General features: G+C 67.2%; 24 protein-coding genes. 11 read left to right on the top strand and 13 right to left on the bottom strand.

The genetic code is table 11. From position 1 onward, the window contains the following. Positions 1-138: 138 nt before the first annotated feature. The 6 genes from fliE to fliJ are packed head-to-tail and all read left to right on the top strand — an operon-like array spanning position 139 to position 5,919. Positions 139-468 carry a flagellar hook-basal body complex protein FliE gene (gene fliE, locus M6E97_RS17535; protein WP_003086454.1) on the top strand — a complete coding sequence of 110 codons (330 nt, stop codon included), beginning with the start codon at positions 139-141 and terminating at the stop codon, positions 466-468. Positions 469-490: 22 nt separating this feature from the next. Beyond that, a complete protein-coding gene (gene fliF / locus M6E97_RS17530) occupies positions 491-2,287 on the top strand; it encodes a flagellar basal-body MS-ring/collar protein FliF (protein WP_003109118.1) in 1,797 nt (598 codons plus the stop codon). 5 nt (positions 2,288-2,292) lie between these two features. Beyond that, complete coding sequence (gene fliG / locus M6E97_RS17525) at positions 2,293-3,309, top strand: flagellar motor switch protein FliG (protein ID WP_003082212.1); 1,017 nt, start codon at positions 2,293-2,295, stop codon at positions 3,307-3,309. Between the two features lies 1 nt (position 3,310). Beyond that, positions 3,311-4,117, top strand: coding sequence for a flagellar assembly protein FliH (gene fliH, locus M6E97_RS17520; protein WP_003082217.1), 807 nt, complete (start codon positions 3,311-3,313; stop codon positions 4,115-4,117). Beyond that, complete coding sequence (fliI, locus tag M6E97_RS17515; protein WP_003086458.1) at positions 4,107-5,462, top strand: flagellar protein export ATPase FliI; 1,356 nt, start codon at positions 4,107-4,109, stop codon at positions 5,460-5,462. The genes fliH and fliI overlap by 11 nt, the downstream gene beginning before the upstream one ends. A gap of 13 nt (positions 5,463-5,475) precedes the next feature. Further along, the gene (fliJ, locus tag M6E97_RS17510) at positions 5,476-5,919 is read left to right on the top strand and encodes a flagellar export protein FliJ (protein ID WP_033939246.1); all 444 of its coding nucleotides are present in this window, start codon (positions 5,476-5,478) and stop codon (positions 5,917-5,919) included. Positions 5,920-5,923: 4 nt separating this feature from the next. On the opposite strand, the gene M6E97_RS17505 is transcribed toward fliJ, so the two are convergent. The 3 genes from M6E97_RS17505 to M6E97_RS17495 all read right to left on the bottom strand — a co-directional run bounded on the left by M6E97_RS17505 (position 5,924) and on the right by M6E97_RS17495 (position 9,306). Next, positions 5,924-6,637 (bottom strand): TorF family putative porin, encoded by a 714-nt coding sequence (locus M6E97_RS17505; protein WP_003086461.1) that lies wholly within the window; start codon positions 6,635-6,637, stop codon positions 5,924-5,926. A 198-nt stretch (positions 6,638-6,835) separates the two neighbouring features. Next, positions 6,836-8,032, bottom strand: a complete 1,197-nt coding sequence (roeA, locus tag M6E97_RS17500; protein WP_003086463.1) for a diguanylate cyclase RoeA — start codon at positions 8,030-8,032, stop codon at positions 6,836-6,838. Positions 8,033-8,148: 116 nt separating this feature from the next. Then, complete coding sequence (locus tag M6E97_RS17495; RefSeq protein WP_024947640.1) at positions 8,149-9,306, bottom strand: multidrug effflux MFS transporter; 1,158 nt, start codon at positions 9,304-9,306, stop codon at positions 8,149-8,151. Between the two features lie 89 nt (positions 9,307-9,395). On the opposite strand from M6E97_RS17495, the gene M6E97_RS17490 reads away from it, so the two are divergent. Continuing rightward, entirely contained in the window at positions 9,396-10,175 is a 780-nt protein-coding gene (locus tag M6E97_RS17490) for an AraC family transcriptional regulator (RefSeq protein WP_024947639.1), read from the top strand. 4 nt (positions 10,176-10,179) lie between these two features. Here the strand turns inward: M6E97_RS17490 and M6E97_RS17485 are convergent, their stop codons facing one another. Further along, positions 10,180-10,890 (bottom strand): rRNA pseudouridine synthase, encoded by a 711-nt coding sequence (locus M6E97_RS17485; RefSeq protein ID WP_003086466.1) that lies wholly within the window; start codon positions 10,888-10,890, stop codon positions 10,180-10,182. 112 nt (positions 10,891-11,002) lie between these two features. Here M6E97_RS17485 and hcuA point away from each other — a divergent pair, with 112 nt between their 5' ends. After that, positions 11,003-11,626: a hydrophobic compound transporter HcuA gene (gene hcuA / locus M6E97_RS17480; RefSeq protein ID WP_003086467.1), complete on the top strand. Its 624-nt coding sequence runs from the start codon at positions 11,003-11,005 to the stop codon at positions 11,624-11,626. 90 nt (positions 11,627-11,716) lie between these two features. Next, complete coding sequence (gene hcuB / locus M6E97_RS17475; RefSeq protein WP_015503341.1) at positions 11,717-12,865, top strand: hydrophobic compound transporter HcuB; 1,149 nt, start codon at positions 11,717-11,719, stop codon at positions 12,863-12,865. A 3-nt stretch (positions 12,866-12,868) separates the two neighbouring features. Here the strand turns inward: hcuB and M6E97_RS17470 are convergent, their stop codons facing one another. After that, positions 12,869-13,090, bottom strand: coding sequence for a VF530 family DNA-binding protein (locus tag M6E97_RS17470; protein ID WP_003082243.1), 222 nt, complete (start codon positions 13,088-13,090; stop codon positions 12,869-12,871). 100 nt (positions 13,091-13,190) lie between these two features. Then, positions 13,191-13,382: a hypothetical protein gene (locus tag M6E97_RS17465; protein ID WP_003109112.1), complete on the bottom strand. Its 192-nt coding sequence runs from the start codon at positions 13,380-13,382 to the stop codon at positions 13,191-13,193. Between the two features lie 470 nt (positions 13,383-13,852). Between M6E97_RS17465 and hcuC the strand changes: the two genes are divergently transcribed. Beyond that, the gene (gene hcuC, locus M6E97_RS17460; protein ID WP_003086478.1) at positions 13,853-15,619 is read left to right on the top strand and encodes a hydrophobic compound transporter HcuC; all 1,767 of its coding nucleotides are present in this window, start codon (positions 13,853-13,855) and stop codon (positions 15,617-15,619) included. Positions 15,620-15,621: 2 nt separating this feature from the next. Here the strand turns inward: hcuC and M6E97_RS17455 are convergent, their stop codons facing one another. Both M6E97_RS17455 and M6E97_RS17450 read right to left on the bottom strand, forming a co-directional pair. Then, the gene (locus M6E97_RS17455; RefSeq protein ID WP_003086480.1) at positions 15,622-15,957 is read right to left on the bottom strand and encodes a lysozyme inhibitor LprI family protein; all 336 of its coding nucleotides are present in this window, start codon (positions 15,955-15,957) and stop codon (positions 15,622-15,624) included. Between the two features lie 103 nt (positions 15,958-16,060). Continuing rightward, positions 16,061-18,385: an LTA synthase family protein gene (locus M6E97_RS17450; protein ID WP_003109109.1), complete on the bottom strand. Its 2,325-nt coding sequence runs from the start codon at positions 18,383-18,385 to the stop codon at positions 16,061-16,063. Positions 18,386-18,639: 254 nt separating this feature from the next. Between M6E97_RS17450 and M6E97_RS17445 the strand changes: the two genes are divergently transcribed. After that, on the top strand, positions 18,640-19,479 hold the full coding sequence (locus M6E97_RS17445) for a S1 RNA-binding domain-containing protein (RefSeq protein ID WP_023092119.1): 840 nt from the start codon (positions 18,640-18,642) through the stop codon (positions 19,477-19,479). A gap of 9 nt (positions 19,480-19,488) precedes the next feature. On the opposite strand, the gene M6E97_RS17440 is transcribed toward M6E97_RS17445, so the two are convergent. The 5 genes from M6E97_RS17440 to yfiR form a co-directional block, all read right to left on the bottom strand. Next, on the bottom strand, positions 19,489-19,863 hold the full coding sequence (locus M6E97_RS17440; protein ID WP_003082252.1) for a hypothetical protein: 375 nt from the start codon (positions 19,861-19,863) through the stop codon (positions 19,489-19,491). A 106-nt stretch (positions 19,864-19,969) separates the two neighbouring features. Then, a complete protein-coding gene (locus M6E97_RS17435) occupies positions 19,970-20,524 on the bottom strand; it encodes a magnesium transporter (RefSeq protein WP_023095958.1) in 555 nt (184 codons plus the stop codon). Positions 20,525-20,798: 274 nt separating this feature from the next. Further along, complete coding sequence (locus M6E97_RS17430) at positions 20,799-21,305, bottom strand: OmpA family protein (protein WP_003133895.1); 507 nt, start codon at positions 21,303-21,305, stop codon at positions 20,799-20,801. Beyond that, positions 21,277-22,584: a diguanylate cyclase TpbB gene (gene tpbB, locus M6E97_RS17425; RefSeq protein WP_003116327.1), complete on the bottom strand. Its 1,308-nt coding sequence runs from the start codon at positions 22,582-22,584 to the stop codon at positions 21,277-21,279. Before tpbB ends, M6E97_RS17430 begins: the two co-directional genes overlap by 29 nt. Beyond that, the gene (yfiR, locus tag M6E97_RS17420) at positions 22,584-23,156 is read right to left on the bottom strand and encodes a diguanylate cyclase inhibitor YfiR (protein ID WP_003086488.1); all 573 of its coding nucleotides are present in this window, start codon (positions 23,154-23,156) and stop codon (positions 22,584-22,586) included. The genes tpbB and yfiR overlap by 1 nt, the downstream gene beginning before the upstream one ends. Between the last annotated feature and the right edge of the window lie 13 nt (positions 23,157-23,169).

Below are 23,169 nucleotides of genomic sequence, written 5' to 3'. Positions count from 1 at the left end.
ACGGACCCTGCAGCGGTCGCGGGCATTGGCGGCGAACGCCGATGCCGGGCCTTGGGGTCGACTTGGCACCCTTGTTGCTAACTCCTCTGCAAAGTGCCGGGCGGCGTCAAAAAAGCCGCGGCTGTTGGAGGAAGAGTCATGAGTCAGGGTGTCGAGTTCAATCGTCTGATGCTGGAAATGCGTTCCATGCAAATGGAAGCCATGGCCAAGGCCAAACCGGTTCAGGCGCCGGCCGAAGTGGGGGCGCCGAGCTTTTCGGAAATGCTCTCCCAGGCCGTGGACAAGGTGAACGAGACCCAGCAGGCCTCCACCGCGATGGCCAACGCCTTCGAGGTCGGCCAGAGCGGCGTCGACCTGACCGACGTGATGATCGCCAGCCAGAAGGCCAGCGTGTCGTTCCAGGCCATGACCCAGGTGCGCAACAAACTGGTCCAGGCCTACCAAGACATCATGCAGATGCCGGTCTGAGCGGCGCGAGGATAACTAGTTCATGGCCGATGCACTGATCGACAGCCAGGTTCCCGCCAAGAGCGGCGGTGCCGGGATGCTGAAGAAATCCTTCCCGGGACTGTCGTTCCTCGACAACCTTTCCGAGATGACCATGCTGCGCCAGATCGGCCTGCTGGTCGGTCTCGCCGCCAGCGTGGCGATCGGCTTCGCCGTTGTGCTCTGGTCCCAGCAGCCGGACTACAAGCCGCTCTATGGCAGCCTCAACGGGGTCGACGCGAACCGTGTGGTGGAAGCGCTGACCGCGGCGGACATTCCCTACAAGGTCGAACCCAACTCCGGCGCGCTGCTGGTCAAGGCCGACGACCTCGGCCGGGCACGCATGAAGGTGGCCTCCGCCGGCGTGGCGCCGACCGACAACAACGTCGGTTTCGAGATCCTCGACAAGGAACAGGCGCTGGGCACCAGCCAGTTCATGGAAGCCACCAACTACCGCCGCGGCCTGGAAGGCGAGCTGGCGCGCACCGTGTCGAGCCTGAACAACGTCAAGGCCGCCCGCGTGCACCTGGCGATCCCGAAGAGTTCGGTGTTCGTCCGCGACGACCGCAAGCCCAGCGCCTCGGTGCTGGTCGAGCTGTATCCAGGGCGCAGCCTGGAGCCGAGCCAGGTGATGGCGATCGTCAACCTGGTCGCCACCAGTGTGCCGGAGCTGGACAAGTCGCAGGTCACCGTGGTCGACCAGAAGGGCAACCTGCTCTCCGACCAGCAGGAACTCTCCGAGCTGACCATGGCCGGCAAGCAGTTCGACTTCACCCGGCGCATGGAAGGCCTGCTCACCCAGCGCGTGCACAATATCCTGCAACCTGTGCTGGGCAACGGTCGCTACAAGGCCGAGGTGTCCGCCGACGTCGACTTCAGCGCGGTCGAGTCGACCTCGGAGATGTACAACCCGGACCAGCCGGCCCTGCGCAGCGAGCAACGCAACAACGAGGAACGGCAGAATTCGTCCGGGCCGCAGGGCGTGCCGGGGGCGCTGTCGAACCAGCCGCCGGGCCCGGCCAGCGCTCCGCAGCAGGCCACCGCCAGCGCGCCGGCCGACTACGTCGCGCCGGGCCAGCCGCTGAAGGACGCCAACGGCCAGACCATCATCGATCCGAAGACCGGCAAGCCGGAGCTGGCGCCGTACCCGACCGACAAGCGCGACCAGACCACCCGCAACTATGAACTGGACCGCTCGATCAGCTACACCAAGCAGCAGCAGGGGCGCTTGCGCCGACTGTCGGTGGCGGTGGTGCTGGACGACCAGATGAAGGTCGACGCGAAGACCGGCGAGGTCAGCCACCAGCCCTGGAGCGCCGACGAACTGGCGCGCTTCACCCGCCTGGTACAGGATTCGGTGGGCTACGACGCCAGCCGCGGCGACAGCGTCAGCGTGATCAACGCGCCGTTCGCCCCGGCCCAGGCCGAAGAGATCGACAGCATTCCGTTCTACTCGCAGCCGTGGTTCTGGGACATCGTCAAGCAGGTGCTCGGCGTGCTGTTCATCCTGGTCCTGGTGTTCGGCGTGCTGCGTCCGGTGCTGAGCAACATCACCGGCGGCGGCAAGGGCAAGTCGCTGGCCGGCGGCGGCGGTCGCGACGGCGACCTGGCGCTGGGCGAGAGTGGCCTGGAAGGCTCGCTGGCCGACGACCGGGTGAGCATCGGCGGGCCGTCGAGCATCCTCCTGCCGAGCCCCACGGAGGGGTATGATGCGCAATTGAACGCGATCAAGAACCTGGTCGCACAGGACCCGGGCCGCGTCGCCCAGGTCGTGAAAGAGTGGATCAACGCCGATGAGTAAGCGCCATGAGTGAGAATCGTCTCGCCGCCAAACTGACCAAGGTCGACAAGGCCGCCATCCTGCTCCTGTCGCTCGGCGAGACCGACGCGGCGCAGGTGCTGCGGCACATGGGGCCGAAAGAGGTGCAGCGGGTCGGCGTGGCCATGGCGTCGATGCGCAACGTGCACCGCGAACAGGTCGAGCAGGTGATGGGCGAGTTCGTCGAAGTGGTCGGCGACCAGACCAGCCTCGGCGTCGGTGCCGACGGCTACATCCGCAAGATGCTCACCCAGGCCCTCGGCGAGGACAAGGCCAACAACCTGATCGACCGCATCCTCCTCGGCGGCAGCACCAGCGGCCTGGACAGCCTGAAGTGGATGGAGCCGCGTGCCGTGGCCGACGTGATCCGTTACGAACACCCGCAGATCCAGGCCATCGTGGTCGCCTACCTCGATCCCGACCAGGCCGCCGAGGTGCTCAGCCATTTCGACCACAAGGTGCGCCTGGATATCGTCCTGCGCGTCTCCTCGCTGAACACCGTGCAGCCCTCGGCGCTGAAGGAACTCAACCTGATCCTGGAGAAGCAGTTCGCCGGCAATTCCAACGCCACCCGCACTACCATGGGCGGGGTCAAGCGCGCGGCGGACATCATGAACTACCTCGACAGCTCCATCGAAGGCCAACTGATGGATTCGATCCGCGAGGTCGACGAAGACCTGTCCGGACAGATCGAGGACCTGATGTTCGTCTTCGACAACCTCGCCGACGTCGACGACCGCGGCATCCAGGCGCTGCTCCGGGAAGTCTCCTCGGACGTACTGGTGCTGGCGCTCAAAGGCTCCGACGAGGCGATCCGCGAGAAGGTCTTCAAGAACATGTCCAAGCGTGCCGCCGAGCTGCTGCGCGACGACCTGGAGGCCAAGGGGCCGGTACGGGTCAGCGAAGTGGAAGGTGCGCAGAAGGAAATCCTCACCATTGCCCGGCGCATGGCCGAGTCCGGCGATATCGTGCTGGGCGGCAAGGGTGGCGAGGAGATGATCTGAGGTGGTCCCCCACGACAAGGACAAAGACAATCCCAGCGAACTGATCCGCGGCAAGGACGTGGCGGCCTTCGGCCTCTGGTCGTTGCCGAGCTTCGACGAGCCGCGCGACGAGCCGGCCGTTGCCGCGCCGCAGGTGCCCGCGGTCGCCGAACCCGCGCCGGCGCCGCCGGCGGTGGAAGAGGTCGAGCTGGAGACCGTCAAGCCGCCGACGCTGGAGGAAATCGAGGCGATCCGCCAGGACGCCTACAACGAAGGCTTCGCCACCGGCGAGCGCGACGGTTTCCACGCCGGCCAGTTGAAGGCGCGGCAGGAAGCCGAGGAGGCGCTGAAGGAGCGCCTGCAAAGTCTCGAGCGCCTGATGACGCAGCTCCTGGAACCCATCGCCGAGCAGGACGCCCTGATCGAGCAGGGCATGGTCAACCTGGTCAACCACGTTGCCCGCCAGGTGATCCAGCGCGAACTGCACATGGACTCCAGCCATGTCCGCCAGGTCCTGCGCGAGGCTCTCAAGCTGCTGCCGATGGGCGCGGCGAACATCCGTATCCATGTCAACCCGCAGGACTTCGAGCGGGTCAAGGCGCTGCGCGAGCGCCACGAAGAGAGCTGGCGGATTCTCGAGGACGATTCGTTGCTGCCCGGCGGCTGCCGCATCGAGACCGAGCACAGTCGCATCGACGCGACCATCGAGACGCGCCTGGCGCAGGCAGTGAAGCAACTGTTCGAGCAACAGCGCGAACAGGCGACCCATCCGCTGGCCAGCGACATCCGGATCGACCTCGACGCCCCCGGAGACGTCGATGCGCCTTGAGCGAACCAGTTTCGCCAGGCGCCTGGAGGGCTACACCGAGGCTGTCTCGCTGCCGGCGCAGCCGGTGGTCGAGGGCCGCCTGCTGCGCATGGTCGGCCTGACCCTCGAAGCCGAAGGCCTGCAGGCCGCGGTCGGCAGCCGCTGCAACGTGATAAACGAAAGCGGCTACCACCCGGTGCAGGTGGAGGCCGAAGTGATGGGCTTTTCCGGTAGCAAGGTGTACCTGATGCCGGTTGGCAGCCTCGCCGGCATCGCGCCTGGCGCGCGGGTCGTGCCGCTGCCGGACACCGGGCGCCTGCCGATGGGCATGTCGATGCTCGGCCGGGTGCTCGACGGCGCCGGCCGCGCCCTCGACGGCAAGGGCGGGATGCGCGCCGAAGACTGGGTGCCGATGGACGGCCCGACGATCAACCCGCTCAAGCGCCACCCGATCAGCGAACCTCTCGACGTCGGCATCCGCTCGATCAATGGCCTGCTCACGGTCGGCCGCGGCCAGCGCCTCGGCCTGTTCGCCGGTACCGGGGTGGGCAAGTCGGTGCTGCTGGGGATGATGACCCGTTTCACCAGGGCCGACATCATCGTCGTCGGTCTGATCGGCGAGCGGGGCCGCGAGGTGAAGGAGTTCATCGACGAGATCCTCGGCGAGGAGGGCCTCAAGCGCTCCGTGGTGGTCGCCTCGCCGGCCGACGACGCGCCGCTGATGCGCCTGCGCGCCGCGCAATACTGCACGCGGATCGCCGAGTACTTCCGCGACAAGGGCAAGAACGTATTGCTGCTGATGGACTCGCTGACCCGCTACGCCCAGGCCCAGCGCGAGATCGCCCTGGCCATCGGCGAGCCACCGGCGACCAAGGGGTATCCGCCATCGGTGTTCGCCAAGCTGCCGAAGCTGGTGGAACGCGCCGGCAATGCCGAAGCCGGTGGCGGCTCGATCACCGCGTTCTACACCGTGCTCTCCGAGGGCGACGACCAGCAGGACCCGATCGCCGACGCCGCTCGCGGCGTGCTCGACGGGCACTTCGTATTGTCCCGGCGGCTGGCCGAGGAAGGCCACTATCCGGCCATCGATATCGAAGCTTCGATCAGCCGGGTGATGCCGCAGGTGGTCGAGGCCGAGCACCTGCGCGACGCCCAGCGCTTCAAGCAGCTCTGGTCGCGCTACCAGCAGAGTCGCGACCTGATCAGCGTCGGTGCCTACGTGGCCGGCGGCGATCCCGAGACCGACCTGGCCATCGCGCGCTTCCCGGTCATGCGCCAGTTCCTGCGCCAGGGCCTCGACGAAAGCGAAAGCCTGGCGGAAAGCCGTGCGCGGCTGGCGAGCCTGCTCGCCGGCGGGCAGGCCTGAGGCGCCCTGAGGCATGGAGAAGCGTGCGGCGCGGCTGGCGCCGGTGGTGGACATGGCCAGCAAGGCCGAGCGGGATGCCGCGACCCAGCTGGGCAGGTGCCAGCAGCAATTGCTCGCGGCACAGCAGAAGCTGGCGGAGCTGGAACGCTACCGCAACGACTACCAGCAGCAATGGATCAGCCAGGGCCAGAAGGGCGTCAGCGGCCAGTGGCTGATGAACTACCAGCGCTTCCTCTCGCAACTGGAGACCGCCGTCGCCCAGCAGGCCATCAGCGTGACCTGGCACCGCGAGGCGGTGGACAAGGCGCGGCTCAACTGGCAGGAGAGATACGCCCGCCTGGAAGGGCTGCGCAAGCTGGTCGAGCGCTACCTGGAAGAGGCGCGCCAGGCCGAGGACAAGCGCGAGCAGAAACAGCTCGACGAACTCGCCCAGCGTACCCGCCGCCAGGACGACTGACGACTCAGAAGAACGGACGCGACGCCTTCAGCATGAACGTGGTGTCGCAGTAGCTGTTGTGTCCCGAGTAGGCGCTGCAATCGCTGCCGGTCAGGCTGGTGCCGCTGTAGGACAGGTTCAGGTCGATGCCCAGCCAGGGCCGCGAGAGGTTCACCGACCAGTCGTTGAAGACGCTCACGTAGCCCCCGCCGCTGAGGCTCGCCGGGTTGTCCAGGCGATGGTTGCCGTACTTCAGGGTGACGTCGAAACCGAACGGCGGGTTGACCCCGAGGTCGGCGAACAGGGTGGTGTCGTTGCGCCCCGGGTCGCTGCTCAGGGCCGCGCCGAGCCGGCTGCCGAAGATCGACAGGCCGCCGTAGAGTTCGGCTGCGTCGTTGGCCGGCTGCTCCGGGCGGCTGTAGCGGATCAGGCCCATTTCGTAGCCCAGGCGGTTGTTCAGCGGGCGCTTGAAGCCGGCGTAGGAGTCGATCTCGGTGGGCTTGCCGGGGTCGAGGTTGGAGGTCCAGTTGCCGATGTACCAGCCACTTTCGTGGCTTAGGTCGAGGCCGCCGTGGAAACTGCCGGAGCTGCCCGGGGTGACCAGGCCCTGGGCCATGCTGCGGGTCGGACTGGTGGCCAGCTTGAGTTCGAAATCGCCCAGGTCGCGGGCCATCACCTGGGCCAGGGCCGAGGAGCTGGCGAGCAGGGCACAGGTGAGCACGAGCAGGTGCTTGAGCATGGTTCTCCCCTGGTAATGCGGACAACGGCGCTGCGCCGGTCTTCCCGCACGACGCCAACGGCAAGGCCGCGGCATGGGGCCGGGCGAGGTCGGGCAGGTCGGAAGGGCAGGAAGAGCGGCGAGCTAGAGCGCCACGGACCATCTTAACCAAGGTTCGGGCGGCTGACCGACCGCTCGTCAGGGCCGGCCGATCAATTGTTACCGCAGGCTTTCCGCGAGGCTGGCCAGGCGAATCACTTCGACCCGGTTGCGACCGCTGCTCTTGGCCCGGTAGAGAGCCTGGTCGGCGGCGCTGTAGAGCTGCTCGTAGCTGGCCTGGCCGCCTCCGTCGAGGCTGGCCACGCCGAAGCTGGCGGTCAGGCAGAGCACGCCGTCCTGCGTCGCCAGCGGGGTACCTTCGAGGCGTTCGCGGAGTTTTTCCGCAAGGCTGCGAGCCTGCTGCTCGGCGGTGTCGGGCAGGAGCAGGAGGAATTCTTCCCCGCCCAGGCGCGCCACGCTGTCGCTGCTACGGGTATTGCCGCGCAGCAGGTTGGCGGCATGGCGAATGACCTCGTCGCCGAAGGGGTGCCCATAGCGGTCGTTGATGTACTTGAAGTGATCCAGGTCGACCATCAGCAGGCTCAGCGGCTGCGGTTGGCGAGCGATGCGCGCGAGTTCCATGAGCACCAGCTGGTCGAATTCGCGACGATTGAACAGGCCGGTCAGCGGGTCGTGACCGGCCAGGTACTCCAACTGGCGATTTTTCTCCTCCAGCTCCTGCCGCTGCAACTCCAGCTTGCGTTGCTGGCGCAGGTTGCGCACGTGCCCGTGCCAGAGGATCAGCGACAGCAGCAGGCCGAGGCCGAACGCGGTGAGGCCGTTGGCCTGGTTCGACAGGCGCAGTTGCGGGTCGGCCTGGGCGTAGCCCATCGCCAGTTGGAAGACCAGCATGGCCAGGCCGTAGAAAGGCACCGCGTAGGCCGGGCGGATCAGGATGAACATGGCGCAGGCGAAACAGGCCAGCAGCAGCGGCGTGATGTTGCTGGTGATGCGCTGGTCGATGCAGGCGATGGCGACGCCGAAGCCTATGATCCCTGCGCCGCCCAGCAGGATCAGCAGGCGCATGCGCCACAGCTTGGGTGGCTGGCGGCGCAGCCATAGCGCGAGCAGGCCGATGCCGCCGAAGAGCAGGGCCATGGCGCCATGGGCGTACATGATTTCCTGGCGCCAGAGCTGATGGCCGAGGTCCGGGCGGAAGTCCTTCAGGGAAAACACCAGAATGTGGATCAGGTTGAAGGGGACGGTCAGCAGCGCGAGGTGGGTCAGACGCGAGAGATTCTCCAGGGCGATGGGAAGGGCCAGGGACGAATTCACCTCGATGGCGTGCTGGATCGATTCGAGCGTCGTTCTGGCCACGTTCTGCGGGTCCGCGTGGGCGCTGTGCCATCACAGCATAGCAGCGTCGCGACGGCCGCCCTATCCGGCTTTCCGGGCCGGTCGTCCGGTTTGCACGGGCGTACCTGGCGCCGCTTTCATTCCGGCAGCCGCCTGGCCAGCAGCAGTGCGACCAGGCCCAGCAGGCTCCAGTACGCCGCCAGCGGCCAGGGACGGTCGAACGGTAGCAGGGTGGACGCGCCCAGTCCGAGGCCGATCAGCAGGTAGTAGGCGAGCCCGAACAGGGCTCCGGCGCGTCCCCGGCAATCGTCGTAGGCGTACAGCGCCGGACCCAGCAGGTTGGGAATCGCCACGCCGAAGCCGACGAAGATCGGCAGGGCCGGCAGGGCCCAGTACGGGCCTTCGGCGTATCCGCCGGCGGCCAACAGCGTCTGCGCTGTCGCGCCGGCGGCCGCCAGCGCCAGGCCCAGGCGTACCCGGCGAGCGCTGTTCCAGGTGTGCGGCAGGCGTCGGTTGAGCAAGGCGCCGAGGCTCCCGGCAAGGGCGATGGCCAGGCCGATCCAGCCGAAGCCCAGGCCGGGCAGGTCGCCGACCATGAACGGCCCGGCGGCGTAGAAGGAGAACACCAGTACATTGAGCACCGCCACCAGCAGTGCGCGCGTCTGTAGCGGTCGGTCGGCCAGGACCCGTCGGAAGATCGCCAGGGTCGCGGGCTCGGGCGTGCCCGCCAGCAGCGGACGGGTTTCCGGCCAGGCCGGGACGACCAGCGCCGCCAGCGAGGCGAGCAGCACCGCCAGGGTGGCGAACACCGCCGGGTGCCCGCCGAGGTCAGCCAGCCACTGGCCGCCGAGGGGGCCGACTGCCGGCGACCAGGCCAGCACCGCGCCGAGCGTGACGAAATAGCTCATCAACGCCGTGCCTTGCAGCACATCGCGCAGGCTGGCCTGCACCGTCACCGAGCAGGTCGCCAGGCCGAGGCCCTGGACCAGGCGACAGGCAAGCAGGTAGGAATAGTCGGTACTGGCCCAGGCACCGAAGGTCGCCAGGGCCGCCAGGCCGAGCCCGCCGAGCAGAGCCGGGCGCCGGCCGAGGCGGTCGGCCAGCCAGCCCCAGAGCCAGATGCCGGGGGCGAAACCGACGAAGAACAGCGCCATGGTCCACTGGCTGGTAGCGTCGTCCAGTCGCCAGTGGCTGGCCAGGGCCGGCAGCGCGGGGGAAAGGATGGTTTCGGCGACTTGCGGCAGGGCTAGCAGGGCGAGCACCAGCAGCAGGGGAGGGCGAGGACGGTCAGGCATGATGGCTCCGGAAAAAAGAGCCAAGCCTAGGTCGCTTGCGCCTGGCAGAATGCTGCGGTCAGGACGGAAAACATCGCGAAGAGGACAAGGTGCCGCGCTATCCCTACGAACGGGTCGAGGATCCCGATCTCGCCCGCTGCCCGGTGGTCGGCCTCGAGGTCGACAGCACCGGCCACCGCAGCGACTGGCATTGCCACCGGCGCGCGCAGTTGCTGTACATGGCGGCCGGTAGCGTCACGCTGTATTTCGCCGAGCGCATTTGCCAATTGACGCCGCTTCAGGCCGCCTGGCTGCCGGCCGGCGTGCCGCATCGCACGGTCCTTCACGGGCGCTTCGCCTACCGTAGCCTGTACTTCGAACCCTCGGCGTTCGCCGAGCTGCCGGACAGCGTCCAGGTCCTCGAGGTCGGGCCGCTAATGCGCGAACTGATCCTGCGCATGACCGGCTGGGCAGCCGACTTGCAATTGGAAGGGCGGCACCTGACGCTGTTGCGCGCACTGTTCGATGAACTGGCGACCGCCCCGGCACACGCCGCGAGCCTGCCGATGCCGCGCGATGCGCGGGCGCTGAAGGTGGCCGAGGCGCTGCTGGCGCAACCCGCGCTGGGCTGGAGCATCGAGGCATGGGGACGCGAGGTCGGCGCCAGCGGGCGGACCCTGGCGCGTCTGTTCACCGAGCAGACCGGCCTGGGTTTCTCTCGCTGGCGAACCCAGGCTCGCTTGTTCGAAGCGCGGAGACGCCTGGCCGAAGGCCGCTCGGTGACCGAGGTCGCCCACGCCCTGGGCTACGCCAGCGACAGTGCGTTCATCGCCATGTACCGGCGGGTCTGCGGGCAGTCGCCGGGGCGCGCCCTGCGTGGTCTCGAATGAGCGCTCAGAAGCGTTCGTGGAGGCCGAGGTAGCGCCATTCGCCGAGCGGTAGCCTGGCCAGCGACAGCGCGCCGATGCGCAGGCGGCGGATGCTCCGCACTTCCAGCCCCTCGCTTTCGCACATGAAGCGCAACTGGCCGGGCAGCACGTCTTTGAGGGCGAAGCGCAGGTGGCTTTCGTTCTGCCAGCTGACCTTGCACGGCGATAGCCTGCGGCCCTGGTAGGCGAGGCCGTGGCGCAGGCGCTCGAGGCCGCCGGCGGCCAGGTCGCCGGCGACCTCGACCAGGTATTCCTGCTCCAGCCGTGCACCGTCGTCCACCAGCTTGCGCAGTACGCCGTGCTGCTGGCTGAACACCACCAGCCCGGAAGCCTCGCTGTCCAGCGCGAGGGTGGGACGCTGGCGGGCGAAGTGTTTCTTCAGCGCTCGCAAGGGACTGGGGTCATCGCTCCAGCGCCGCCCCGCGGCGAGCAGACCTTCGAAATCGTCGTGGCGCCAGCCGGCCGGCTTGTGCAACAGCAGGGTGGCCGGTTCGATCGTTTCCGCGCGGGCGCCCGGCAGCAGCTCCACGCGCTGGTCGAGCACCTTGAACTGTGGCTCCTCGATCACTTCGCCGTCGACGCTGACCCAGCCGCCCTCGATGTACAGCTCGGCTTCGCGGCGCGAGCAGGCAGTGAGTTCGGCGAGGCGTTTGGACAGGCGGATCGGGTCGGTCATGGCGAGGCTACTGGAATGAAAGACCGCCAGTTTACTCGTTGTGGCGATGGGCGCCGAGGAATGATTCGGCGCCCGCTCGGTCCCAACTTAAGGAACCGGAGAGGAGACCCTCATGCAGTCACGCCTGATCGATGGCCTGGAATGGGACCTGGACGAGGATGGCAGCGGCGGCCTGTGCAACGCCAATGGCGACAAGGTCCATCTGCGCCAGGGCGACATGGACGGCGCCTGCGGGCCCTACTGCCTGGTCATGGCGATGCTGGTCCGCGGCCAACTGCGCCGGCGCCAGGCCAAGGGCCTGGAGCGGGTCGACAGTCGCAGTCGCTACGGGCGCCTGATGAAGGCGCTGGACCAGCACGGCCCGCTGCTGCGCGTCGGCACCACCGGCGTCGACCTGCTGGAGCTGCTGGCCGAGATCAACGATACCGAGCATTTCGCCCTCAAGGGCGAGGGGCGTAGGTTGGTCCGGCACACCCGCGAATACCTGGAGGCCGGCTTTCCGGTAGTGCTCGGTTTCCACGGCCGCAAGGGCAGCGATATCCGCCACTGGGGCCTGGCCATCGGCATGAGCGAGCGCGCCTTCCTGCTCCTCGACCCGGCCCACGACCTGCCGCGCGGGCAGGCCTGGAACGCGGTGATCACCAGCGAGGCGCACGGTTCCCGGTTCGGCTATCGCTATATCAATGCCAAGGGCACCTGGGCGGTGACCCTCAAGGAAATGGTCGCCTTGCTTTGAGGGGCGGGTTTGTTACAGCCCGTGTGCGGACCGCCAGGCGCGGCGGATCTGCGACTAGAGTGGTGTTTTTGCTTGGGAAGGAGAGAACGCATGCCGGGCCTGTCTTTGAATGCCATCCTGCTGAGCGCTGTCGCACTGCTCGCCCCGTCGGCCGAGGCGGTGGACGCCGGTCGCCACGACAGCGAGCTGGGCGCCGTCGAGGTCACCCCGGTGGTTGGCGGTCTGGCCTATCCCTGGGCCGTCGCCTTCCTGCCGGACAACCAGGGCATGTTGGTCACCGAGCGGCCCGGCAGCTTGCGTTTCGTCAGTCCCGAGGGCCAGTTGTCGGCGCCGCTGGAAGGCGTACCCAGGGTCTTCGCCAGCGGCCAGGGGGGCCTGCTCGACGTCGCCTTGTCGCCGGGGTTCGCCGAGGACCGGCTGGTCTACCTGACCTATGCCGAGGCCGGCGAGGACGGCCGCGCCGGAACGGCGGCGGGACGCGGCCGGTTATCGGCGGACAAGCGACGGCTGGAGGGCTTCCACGTGATCTTCCGGCAGTTGCCGAAGCTTTCCAGCGGCCATCACTTCGGCTCGCGCCTGGTCTTCGACGGCAAGGGCCACCTGTTCATCGCCCTCGGCGAGAACAACCAGCGCAGCACCTCGCAGGACCTGGACAAGTTGCAGGGCAAGATCGTCCGCCTGTATCCGGACGGCGGCGTTCCCAAGGACAATCCCTTCGTCGGCCGTACAGACGCGCGGCCGGAGATCTGGAGCTATGGCCACCGCAACCAGCAGGGCGCCGCGCTGAATCCCTGGACCGGCCAGCTCTGGACCCACGAGCACGGCCCGCGCGGCGGCGACGAGATCAACATACCCCAGGCCGGCGGGAACTACGGCTGGCCGCTGGCGACCCATGGAATCAACTACACCCTGCTGCCGATCCCCGAAGCCAGGGGCAAGGCCGTCGACGGTACCGAGGCGCCGCACCATGTCTGGGAGAAGTCGCCGGCGATCAGCGGCATGGCGTTCTACGATGCGCAGCGCTTCCCGGCCTGGCAGCACAACCTGTTCATCGGCGCGCTGGCGACGCAGGAACTGATCCGCCTGCAACTGGATGGCGACCGGGTCGTCCACGAAGAGCGCCTGCTGGGCGATCTCGGGGTGCGCATCCGCGACGTGCGGCAGGGCCCGGACGGCTATCTCTACCTGCTCACCGACCAGAAGGACGGGCAATTGCTGCGCCTGGGGTTGGCGCGCTAGCCTTCAGCCTTGGTTGCGCTTGAGCTGGACGTAGAGCGCCTCGACCTTTTCCCGGGCCCAGGGCGTCTTGCGCAGGAAGGCGAGGCTGGACTTGATGCTCGGGTCGTTCCTGAAACAACGAATGTCGACCCGTTTGCCAAGCTCCGCCCAGCCGTGGTGGGCGACCAGTTCGGTGAGCAGTTTTTCCAGGGTGACGCCGTGCAGTGGATCGGGATGGCCAGGCATGAAGGGCTCGGGATTCAGGCAATGAAAAAGGGGATGGAGCGTGGCACATCTGCGTGCCGGCCTGCCATCCCCTTCGTAGTCCCCGGCGAGGGGCGGGCGATCAGCGCTTCTTGCTGATGGTGATCTGCCGCGACGGGCCGTAGACCTGGCCGCTGACGCCCTTGGCGATCTTCTGGATCTCGCCGCCGGCCTGGAGGAAGGCGGCGACCTGCGCTTCGATGGATTCGCGGGTTTCGACCGCGGGAGCCGGCTTGGCGGCTTTCGGCGCGACGGTTTTCTTCATGATGGCCATATCCGGGGACCTGTCTCTGCATTAAATATGGCCGTTCATTATAACCGAAGCGGCGTTTTATTTCATCTTGAATATTGTCGATCAGATTTCGGACGTAACCTGCTGTTTTCTATAAAGTCCGTTAGGCAATACCCGAGCGAGGCGCTGCGGCATTGGCGAGCCGGCGGCGAACTGCTCGAGGTCTCCGCGGCTGGATGTCCCGCCGACCCCGGGCGACGCAGGATACCGCCAGGTGGATAACTCCTTCGCGCATCCCGGCATGAATTCCAATGTTTGCACTAATTGAGCGAGAAAGTTCTCCGGGGCTCTAACTCGCCTATATCGAGAATAATGAAAAGTTCACGATTAGTTATCGGCTAAGTTGCCCGGATATATACGTCGATATCATCGCGCTGCCGGCCGGGGCATGCATCGCCTCGCTGCGTTCCCGGTGCTAACCTGCGGAACCCCAGCCGCCGAGCGAGCGCCGCATGCCAGCCATTCTCTCCTCCCGCCAACGTATCGCCCTGCGCCTGGCCTGGCGCTTCATGGCGCCTTACCGCTGGCGCATGCTCGGGGCCCTGGTGGCGTTGCTGTTCACCGCGGCGATCACCCTGTCCCTGGGCCAGGGCATCCGCCTGCTGGTGGACCAGGGGTTCCTCACCGCCTCGCCCGAATTGCTCAATCGCTACATCCTGCTGTTCTTCGTGCTGGTGCTCGGCCTGGCCGTGGGCACCTTCGTGCGCTTCTACCTGGTGTCCTGGATCGGCGAGCGCTTCGTCGCCGATATCCGCAAGCGCGTGTTCGACCACCTGATCGAGTTGCATCCCGGTTTCTACGAAACCAACCGTAGCTCCGAGATCCAGTCGCGCCTGACCGCCGACACTACGCTGCTGCAGACGGTGATCGGTTCCTCGCTGTCGATGGCCCTGCGCAATGCCCTGATGCTGGTCGGCGGGGTGCTGCTGATGTTCGTCACCAACGCCAAGCTGACCAGCATCGTGGTGCTGGCATTGCCGCTGGTGATCGCCCCGATCCTGCTGTTCGGCCGCCGCGTACGCAGCCTGTCGCGGGAAAGCCAGGACCGGGTGGCCGACGTCGGCAGCTACGTCGGCGAAACCCTCGGCCAGATCAAGACCGTGCAGGCCTACAACCACCAGGCGCAGGATCGCCAGCGCTTCGCCGGCACCGTCGAACGCGCCTTCGACACCGCGCGCAAGCGCATCGCCCAGCGCGCCTGGCTGATCACCGTGGTGATCGTGCTGGTGCTCGGCGCAGTCGGCATCATGCTTTGGGTCGGCGGCCGCGACGTGATCGCCGGCAGCATCTCGGCCGGCGAACTGGCCGCGTTCGTCTTCTACAGCCTGATCGTCGGCATGGCCTTCGGCACCCTCAGCGAGGTGATCGGCGAATTGCAGCGCGCTGCCGGCGCCGCAGAGCGCATCGCCGAGCTGCTCAGGGCGCGCAGCGAGATCCGCCCGCCAGCGCAACCACGCAAGCTGGCGGCGCGGGTGAGCGGGAGGATCGAATTGCAGGCGGTGCGCTTCGCCTATCCGACCCGTCCCGAACACTGGGCCATCGACGACATCAGCCTGGCCGTCGAACCGGGGGAAACCCTGGCCCTGGTCGGACCTTCCGGTGCCGGCAAGTCGACCCTGTTCGATCTGCTCCTGCGTTTCTTCGATCCGCAGCAGGGACGGCTGCTGCTGGACGGACAGCCGATCGTCGAACTGGACCCGGCCGACTTGCGCCGCAGCTTTGCCCTGGTGTCGCAGAACCCCGCGCTGTTCTTCGGCAGCGTCGAGGAAAACATCCGCTACGGCCGTCCGCATGCCAGCGCCGCCGAGGTCGAGGCCGCAGCGCGTGCCGCGCATGCCCACGAGTTCATCCTGGGTCTGCCGCAGGGCTACGCCACCCACCTGGGCGAGGGCGGCATCGGCCTGTCCGGCGGCCAGCGCCAGCGCCTGGCGATCGCCCGGGCGTTGCTGGTAGACGCGCCGGTGCTGCTGCTCGACGAGGCGACCAGCGCCCTGGATGCGGAAAGCGAGCACCTGATCCAGCAGGCCCTGCCAGGCCTGATGAGCGGACGTACCACCCTGGTGATCGCCCATCGCCTGGCCACGGTGCAGAGCGCCGACCGCATCGCGGTGATCGACCAGGGGCGGCTGGTGGCGATTGGTAGCCACGCCCGTCTGATCGCCGAGAACCCGCTCTATGCGCGCCTGGCGGAACTGCAGTTCGCCGTCGGCGGACGCTAGCTTCAGAGCGGCTTGTCGATGCCCGCGTACTGCTTGTCCAGCTCGTCGATACGCTGCGCGTAGGCACGGGAGAGGCAGTCGGTGTCGCCACCGCAGCGCCGGCGCTCACGCAGCCAGTCCTGCTGCCGGTCCTGCATGGCGCCGCGGCCGCCCATGGCGAACAGGCCGCGGAGGAAGTGGTACTTGACGCTCATCTCGACGTCCTTGTCGTTCAGCGCCCGGTTCGCGCAGATGGCCTTTTCGTCCGCTCGCTCAGCCTTTTCGCAATCGAAGCTGGCCGCTTCGGCCAGGGGCGCCAGCAGGAGTCCGCCGAGGGCGAGGAATGCCAGGTGCTTCATGCCGTTCTCCGTTTCGCCTGGTTGCTTGCGAATCTTCGACGCCAGCGACGGCGCTGGGTTCAGCGGGGAGCGCGCGGCGGCCGGGCGGGCCGCTCCGGCGCGGTCAGTGCGAAAGGATCAGGGCCTTCTGCTCGGGGATGACGGTGCGCTCCCGAGGGGCGTCCGCGCGTTCCGCTTCCTCGGTTTCGGGGCGGTTGGCGAACAGGCTTTTCAGGGTGCTCAGCAGCGGCTGTTCCTTCGCCGCTTCGGCGACCTGGCTGCGGCTTTCCACGGGTTCCGGGTTGGCCGCCGTGACCACGTGGAAGTCGCTGATCTCGATGATCCCGCGGCCCTCGGCGAGCAAGTGGAAGGAGAAGGCCTTGCGCGCTTCCGGGTTGTCGAAGGTGAAGCTCATGTCCAGCGGCTTGCCTTTGAGCAGGCGCGGGATGTCCGGTACCGGTATGGGAACGTCGCGTTCGAACTCCTTGGTCTTCAGCGTCACCCGGGCGCCGTTGCGGTCCATCTGCAAGGCGCGGATCTTCAGGGTGACCGTGGTCCTGCTGTTCTTCGGCATCTCCAGGTATTGCGCGCCGATCAGGTTGTCGGTCCAGTCGTTGTGGGTTTCCGGCTTCAGGCGGATGCGTTCGTGGGTGGCGAACTGGAACTCCTGGCCCAACTGGCCGGCCTGTTGCACGGAGTGGTCGAGGACGGCGGCGCGCTGGCTGACCAGGCGTGCCTGGCGTCCGCTGAAGCGACCGAGGAACTCGGCTTCGTCGGCGATGAAGCCCTCGCTGCGGTAGCGCCGGCAGACCTGCTGGAAATCGCACTCGACGAAGGTGGCCTTGCCGTCGTGGTGGCGCAGCATGCCGTTGGTGTAGGACATCATTTCGCGACCGCTGGCGTAGTCGCGGAACAGCGAGCGCCCGGAAATCCCCGCCGGCACGCGGTAGCCGAAATAGTCGAGGACGGACGCGGCGAGGTCGACGTGGCCGTAGACGCCGCTCTTGATCGGCGGCAGCGCCGCCTGTTCCGGTGCCAGCACCAGGTTGAAGCCCCAGGCCGAGGCGAGGCGCACCTGGTCGACACCGTGGGACTCGTCGGAAGTGAGCACCACCAGGGTGTCGCGCAACACGCCCTGTTTCTCCAGGTCGGCGAGGAAGGCGCCGATCGCGTCGTCGAGATAGGCCACCGCGGCCTGCTTGGCGTTCGGGTAGCGGGCCAGGTAGTCGGCAGGCGCCGAGTAGGGCTGGTGGGTGCCGACGGTGAGCAGGGTCAGCATCCAGGGTTTCTTCTGCTGGCGCAGCTGCTTCACGTAGGTCGCGGCGCCCTCGAAGAAGGCCTTGTCGTCCATGCCCCAAGGAAACTCCAGGTAGGACGTGTTGCGGAACCAGTCGCGCCCGAGGGTCTTGTCGAAGCCCATCTGCGGCATGACCTTGTCCTTGGCCATGAAGCGCAGGCCGGCACCCTGCAGGAAGTGCGTGCTGAAACCGTGCTGGCGCAGCTGGGCGGGCAGGCACTCCCTGGCCCGGGCCGGGTTGTTGAGCAGCTCGACGCCCTTCGGCGTGCCCGAGTCGAGCTTGCTGTAGTCGCCGCAGAGCATGGCGTAGAGGCCGCGGATGGTCTGGTGGCTGTGCAGCACGTAGTCCGGGGTGGTCATCGCCCGTTCGGCCCAGCCACTCAGCCTGGGCATCGGCGCTTCGTGGTAGCTGCTGTTGATGGCGGCGCGGTTGGCGGCGATATACGCGCCGGGGATTCCCTCCATGGCCACGATCAGGACGTTGCGCGCGCGCCCTCCGCCGGCCAGCAGCGGCGTTCCGGAAAGGTCGAGCTGGTTGAGCCCGGCGACGTCCGGCGGGGTGTCCGGACGGTCGCCGGCGAGCCAGTCTTCGACCGCCAGTTGGCCACTGCTGAGCGCGCTGGCCAGCAGTTTGTGCGGCAGGTTGTACTGCTGCCACTGGTCGGCATCGCTCGGACGCAGGTATTGCAGGCCGACATGCGCCGCCAGGAACGCCGCCGGCAGCGCGTAGGCATAGCGCGGCAGGCGCGGACCGCGGCGGCGCCAGAGCAGCACGCAAAGCAATGTCGCGCCGCCGAGGCCGAGCGCCAGTGGCAGGTGGGCGAGGCCGCCGCCCTGGGTGGAGCTGCTGACGAACTGCGGATCCAGCAGGTACTTGAGGTCGGAAGGCTCCGGCATGCGCCCGACCGCGCCGACCAGTTCGGCATTGCCGATCAGGAACAGGCACCAGAGCAGCATGACCGGGAGCGCGAACCACAGGGAGCGTCGATGCAGGAGCAGCACCAGCAGGCTGCCGAGGGCCAGGTCCGAGAGATAGCCGAACGGCGTCGACCAGCCGAGCCAGTAGCGGCCGGCGAGGGGAACGACCAGGAACAGCGCGGCCAGCGCCAGAAGCGAGCCGCAAGATGAGAGCCAACGGCTGAGTGGACGCACAGGAACTCCTGATGAGCGGCAGCGAGAATCCTTGATAAGGATGTTCCAAAAAAGTCTTTAGGGTTCACGATTTTGAAACATCGTTGTGCTTACTGCCAGTAGACAGTCGGCATTTGGGAAATGTCCGCGTGGTTCAGGATGTTTCGGCGCGAACGGCCGGCAAGGCGATGAGCGGCGTCGGCGTACCGGCAAAAACTTCCGCCCGCCTGCGTGGCGCCCGGTAGAATGCCGCCCCTTCGACAGGGGGAGACAACATGGCGGTCATCGGGCGCTTCAATTCACTGCAGGTGGTCAAACACACGGAGTTCGGGCTCTATCTCGACGGTACCCAGCACGGCGAGATCCTCCTGCCCAAGCGCTATGTGCCGAAGGACCAGCCCAGCGAAGTGGGCGACTGGCTCAACGTGTTCATCTACCTGGACAGCGACGACCGCCTGATCGCCACCACCCAGACGCCCAAGGTCCAGGTCGGCGGTTTCGCCAGCCTGAAGGTCGTGGAGATCAACCGGATCGGCCTGTTCCTCGACTGGGGCCTGCCCAAGGACCTGCTGCTGCCGCATTCGGAAGAGAAGCGTCCGTTGCAGGTCGGCGACTACTGCGTGGTCTACGTCTACCTGGACAAGCGCACCAACCGCATCACCGCCACCGCGCGCCTGGACCGCCAGCTGGATAACCTGCCGCCGCGCTACAGCGTCGGCCAGGCGGTCGACCTGCTGGTGGTGGAGCGTACCGAGATGGGCTTCAAGGCGATCATCGAGGGCAAGCACTGGGGCCTGATCCACAAGAACGAGGCGTTCAAGTACCTCCGCAGCGGCATGCGCGAACAGGGCTACATCAAGGAATTGCGCGCGGACGGCAAGATCGCCCTGAGCCTGCAGCCGGTCGGCGCCGAGGCCGCCGTCGAGCTGAGCCAGCAGATTCTCGCCCGGCTGCTGGAGGCCGGCGGCAGCCTGCCGCTCAGCGACAAGAGTTCGCCGGAAGATATCCACCGGCTCTTCGGGGTCAGCAAGGGGACCTTCAAGAAGGCCATCGGCGGTCTCTACAAGAAAGGCCTGATCCTGATCCACCCGGAACGCATCGAACTGCCGCGCTGAGGTTTCCGCTCAGGGCTGGAGGAACGGGGCGAAGTCCAGGCCAGCGCCGCCGGGGCGGACGTCGCGCAGGCGCTTGCCGGGGTCCGCGCTCAGCTCCAGGCTGAGGGTCGGCCGGCGGGCGTTCTTGTCGCGCAGTTCCAGGCTGTCCTGCTGCTGGCGAAGGAAACCGGTGGGCACCTTCAGGTGCTCCACTGCATCGCCGGCCGGGTTCGCCAGCAGCAGGTTGAGGAACTTGCCGGCCTTCAGTTGGCTGAGCGGAATATCGAACCACCAGACGTTCTTGCTCTTGTTGAAGCGGGCGAGCAGGGTGTTGCCGGCATCCAGCACGGACATGCCCAAGGCCTGGTTGAGCTGTGCGATGGCTGCCGCTTTATCGAGTTTCATGGAGTTTCCTGACGGGCCGCGCCGGCCGGGATGGCGGGCGGGTAGCCGGATATTCTAGCAGCCGGAGGGACGGCGCAGGACCTGCGCGGTGCGCAGGCCCCGCCGCTCAGACCATCCGCCGGAACCGCCGCCAGCGTTGCTGCCAGCCCAGCAGCAGCGGAGAGACCGCGGGGCCGGTGCCGGCGTCCTGCAGGCGCGGGTGGTGGCTGACCACGTTGACCAGGATCGGCTCCTGGGCGTTCTTCACATCGACGAAGAACAGGTGCTGCCCCTGGTGCAGGCGTTCTTCGAAGGGGCGGAAGGCGCGGTTGGTGCGCTGCAGGCCGAAGAAGCTGCCTTCCCACAGGCAGAACGCGCAGAGCACGGCGCCGAGGAAGATCACCGGAATCCAGCCGGCGGCGGTTTCCGTCCAGCCGCTGGCATAGGCGAAGGCCACGGCGACGATGGCCAGGACGAGGCCGACCAACAGGCCGACACGGCCGGAGCGGACCACATCCTTCTTCATGAACGGAGAGACTTCGTGCAGATGGCGCTGGCCGGCCTCCGCGTCCTTTTCGCTGAGGACGTGGATCTGCTCGGTGGCGATGCCGCTGGCTTCCAGTTCGGCTTCGAGCCGTTCCAGCTCGTCGAGGTTGTCGCTGATGTAGTAATGCCGGTTCATGGCATGCCTCCCATCGTCTGACGGCCTGTTCCTTGGGCGAACAGGCAAAGGTCGATACCCCCTGTCGGTGAATCCCGGAGCACCCGCAAGCGGCAGGTCGGCCGGGATTGTCGGTTTCTTGCGCAGCATTCAGTCTAGCATCCGCGGCAGCGGCGGCCGGTACGCCGGTCTGCTGGCTTCTTCCTTCAACATAGGCCGGAAGCGGGGTGGCGGCGGGGCCGGGCGATGGACGGGCCAGGTACGGGTGGGCCGTACGCAGCCCGCGAGCGCAGGATTACTCGGCGGGAACGATGATGGCGACGCGGCGGTTCTCGCTGCGGCCGGCGCGGGTCTTGTTATCGGCCACCGGCTTGCTCATGCCCAGGCCGCGGACCTCGATGTTGGCCGCCGGCATGCCGGCTTCGCGGAACACCGCGGCTACCGATTCGGCGCGCCGTTCGGAGAGCTTCTGGTTGTAGCCTTCGTCGCCGTAGTTGTCGGTGTGGCCTTCCAGGCGGACCTTGTCGATGTCTACCGCGAGCAAGGCGTGGGCGATCTTCGTCAGGGTGTTGCGGCTGTCGGGATTGAGACGGTCGAGATTGTTGCCGAACAGCACCTTGCTGGACATGCCGAACTCCCAGCCTTCGTCGCGGAGTTCGAAGCCCTGCTCCTGGAGCACGGCGATCTGCTCGGCGCTCAGGCCGGTCTGCGGCGGCTTGGTCTGGCAACCGGCCAGGCCCAGCACAAGGCTGAACAGGGCGAGGGCGAGCAATCTACTTGGGTGGAGCCTCTGGGGTAGCACTGTCTATCTCCTTTTCTTCCTGAAGGATGCGGGGGTCGTTGAGTTCCGCCAGGCGCCGGCTGCCGCGGGCCTGGCGCTTGGCGATGTACATCGCCATGTCGGCGTCGTGGAGCAGCGCCGCCGGGGTATCCGCATGCTCGGGATAGAGGGCGATGCCGATGGTCAGCGAGGTACTCACCGTGCTGCCGTCGCTGAGCCGGATCGGCGCCTGCATGCTGGCGATGATGTTGTCGGCGATGCGCAGGGCGTCGGCGCCGGACGCCAGCGGTGCGAGCAGCACGGCGAATTCGTCGCCACCCAGGCGCGCCACCAGGTCGCTTTCGCGCAACTGCCCACGGATGCGCATGGCGATGTTGACCAGCACGGTGTCGCCGGCGGCATGGCCGAGGCGGTCGTTGATCTCCTTGAAACGGTCGCTGTCGATGAACAGTACCGCCAATTGCTCGCGGTGCTCGCTGGCATCGCGCAGCGCCCGGCTCAGGCGGCCTTCGAAGAAGGCGCGGTTGGGCAGGCTGGTCAGGCTGTCGTGGTGGGCCTGGTGCGCCAGCGAGGCGTTCTCGTCCTGCAAGCGCGCCTGCCAGGATTCGAGTTCGTCGAGCAGGGCGTTGAAGTCCTCGCCCAGTTGGCTCAGCTCGGCGATGCCGGCTTCCGGTACGCGCTTCTCGAAATCCCGTTCGCGGCGCACGGTATGCGCGACCTTCGCCAGTTGGTCGAGCGGGCCGACGATACCGCGTACCAGCCGCCGTGACAGGTAGAAGGCGCCCAGGGCGGTAAGCAGCAGGCACAGGACCATGCCGGCGAAACCGGTGAGCAGGAAGCGCAGCAGGCTGCCGCCGGAGCCTTTCACCTCCACCGAACCGATCTTCTGGCCGTCGTGCAGGATCGGTTGTTCGGTCGGCGCGCTGAGCAGCCAGTGCGCCAGTTGCTGTTCCAGCAGGTGCAGCGGCCCGGTGCTTTCCCGATGCCAGCTGGCCAGGGGCTGCCCCTGGCGGTCGTAGACGATGGCGCTGGAGACCTCTTCGCTGGAGGCGATCAGCGCCAGGGATTCCTCGGCGGCCTGGGCATCGCCGAAGACCACTGCGGCTTCGACGGTATAGCTGATGGAACGGGCGATCAGTTGCTGGTTGGGGTCCGCGTAGGCGCGCAGGGTCAGCAGGCCGACCAGGGTCACTGCCAGCCCGGCGGTGAATACCGCGACCAGCGCCACGCCCAGGTGCGCGCGATAGAGCACCCGGCGCAGCGATGGATTGGAACCCGTATAGCGACGACGACGGTTCATCACGGAGTGGCCTGCCGCCTTGCCAGTTTCAATACGCTCGGGTGCACGCGTACGCCGCTGCGGGCGATGGAGTCGAGATTGGCCTCGAAGGTGATGCGCGGACCGCCGACGTTGAGGCAGAACATGCTGCCGACGCTGCATTCGGTGCCACGCTCGCTGATGGACAGGACCGGATGCCCGGCCAGGCTGTGGAACACCTGCTGGCGCTCGCGCTCGTCGACCACTCCGAGGTAGATCACGTTGCAGAGCGTGCCGAGGTCCGGGTTGTCCACCGCGCGGCGTTCCGCATGCACGCGCCTGCCATTGGCCTGCACCATGCCGCGGAGCAGGCCGTCGGCGTACTCGGTCGGGCCGACCACGCAGAGTTGCAGAACCGCCGGTTCCTTCGGCCAGCGCACGTAGCTGAATATGCCCAGCAGAACCTGGCTGACCGCGTTGCTGCGTTGCTCGACCGACGTCCGTGCGTCGTCCGCCCACAGGCCTCCGCCGCCCAGGCAGGAAACCGCCAGGACCAGGCAGGCCAGGGTGCGCCTGTAGAGGTCGAGGGGCTGCAAGGTGGGCAACGAAGGCAAAAAGGTTTCCTCC

This window comes from Pseudomonas sp. B111, assembly GCF_026428275.1.
Classification (GTDB): Bacteria; Pseudomonadota; Gammaproteobacteria; order Pseudomonadales; family Pseudomonadaceae; genus Pseudomonas; species Pseudomonas aeruginosa.
Note: the sequence above shows the minus strand (reverse complement) of the source record. Positions and strands in the feature narration are given on the sequence as shown.

What these genes read in the sequence shown, in the direction of transcription:
- tpbB (WP_003116327.1), bottom strand. Translation starts at nt 22,584, where the DNA reads ATGAACCGTCGTCGTCGCTATACGGGTTCCAATCCATCGCTGCGCCGG.
- M6E97_RS17455 (WP_003086480.1), bottom strand. Translation starts at nt 15,957, where the DNA reads ATGAAGCACCTGGCATTCCTCGCCCTCGGCGGACTCCTGCTGGCGCCC.
- M6E97_RS17495 (WP_024947640.1), bottom strand. Translation starts at nt 9,306, where the DNA reads ATGCCTGACCGTCCTCGCCCTCCCCTGCTGCTGGTGCTCGCCCTGCTA.
- fliI (WP_003086458.1), top strand. Translation starts at nt 4,107, where the DNA reads ATGCGCCTTGAGCGAACCAGTTTCGCCAGGCGCCTGGAGGGCTACACC.
- M6E97_RS17470 (WP_003082243.1), bottom strand. Translation starts at nt 13,090, where the DNA reads ATGCCTGGCCATCCCGATCCACTGCACGGCGTCACCCTGGAAAAACTG.
- M6E97_RS17435 (WP_023095958.1), bottom strand. Translation starts at nt 20,524, where the DNA reads ATGAACCGGCATTACTACATCAGCGACAACCTCGACGAGCTGGAACGG.
- M6E97_RS17465 (WP_003109112.1), bottom strand. Translation starts at nt 13,382, where the DNA reads ATGGCCATCATGAAGAAAACCGTCGCGCCGAAAGCCGCCAAGCCGGCT.
- hcuB (WP_015503341.1), top strand. Translation starts at nt 11,717, where the DNA reads ATGCCGGGCCTGTCTTTGAATGCCATCCTGCTGAGCGCTGTCGCACTG.
- fliJ (WP_033939246.1), top strand. Translation starts at nt 5,476, where the DNA reads ATGGAGAAGCGTGCGGCGCGGCTGGCGCCGGTGGTGGACATGGCCAGC.
- M6E97_RS17440 (WP_003082252.1), bottom strand. Translation starts at nt 19,863, where the DNA reads ATGAAACTCGATAAAGCGGCAGCCATCGCACAGCTCAACCAGGCCTTG.
- M6E97_RS17445 (WP_023092119.1), top strand. Translation starts at nt 18,640, where the DNA reads ATGGCGGTCATCGGGCGCTTCAATTCACTGCAGGTGGTCAAACACACG.
- fliF (WP_003109118.1), top strand. Translation starts at nt 491, where the DNA reads ATGGCCGATGCACTGATCGACAGCCAGGTTCCCGCCAAGAGCGGCGGT.
- M6E97_RS17485 (WP_003086466.1), bottom strand. Translation starts at nt 10,890, where the DNA reads ATGACCGACCCGATCCGCCTGTCCAAACGCCTCGCCGAACTCACTGCC.
- fliE (WP_003086454.1), top strand. Translation starts at nt 139, where the DNA reads ATGAGTCAGGGTGTCGAGTTCAATCGTCTGATGCTGGAAATGCGTTCC.
- hcuA (WP_003086467.1), top strand. Translation starts at nt 11,003, where the DNA reads ATGCAGTCACGCCTGATCGATGGCCTGGAATGGGACCTGGACGAGGAT.
- fliG (WP_003082212.1), top strand. Translation starts at nt 2,293, where the DNA reads ATGAGTGAGAATCGTCTCGCCGCCAAACTGACCAAGGTCGACAAGGCC.
- M6E97_RS17505 (WP_003086461.1), bottom strand. Translation starts at nt 6,637, where the DNA reads ATGCTCAAGCACCTGCTCGTGCTCACCTGTGCCCTGCTCGCCAGCTCC.
- hcuC (WP_003086478.1), top strand. Translation starts at nt 13,853, where the DNA reads ATGCCAGCCATTCTCTCCTCCCGCCAACGTATCGCCCTGCGCCTGGCC.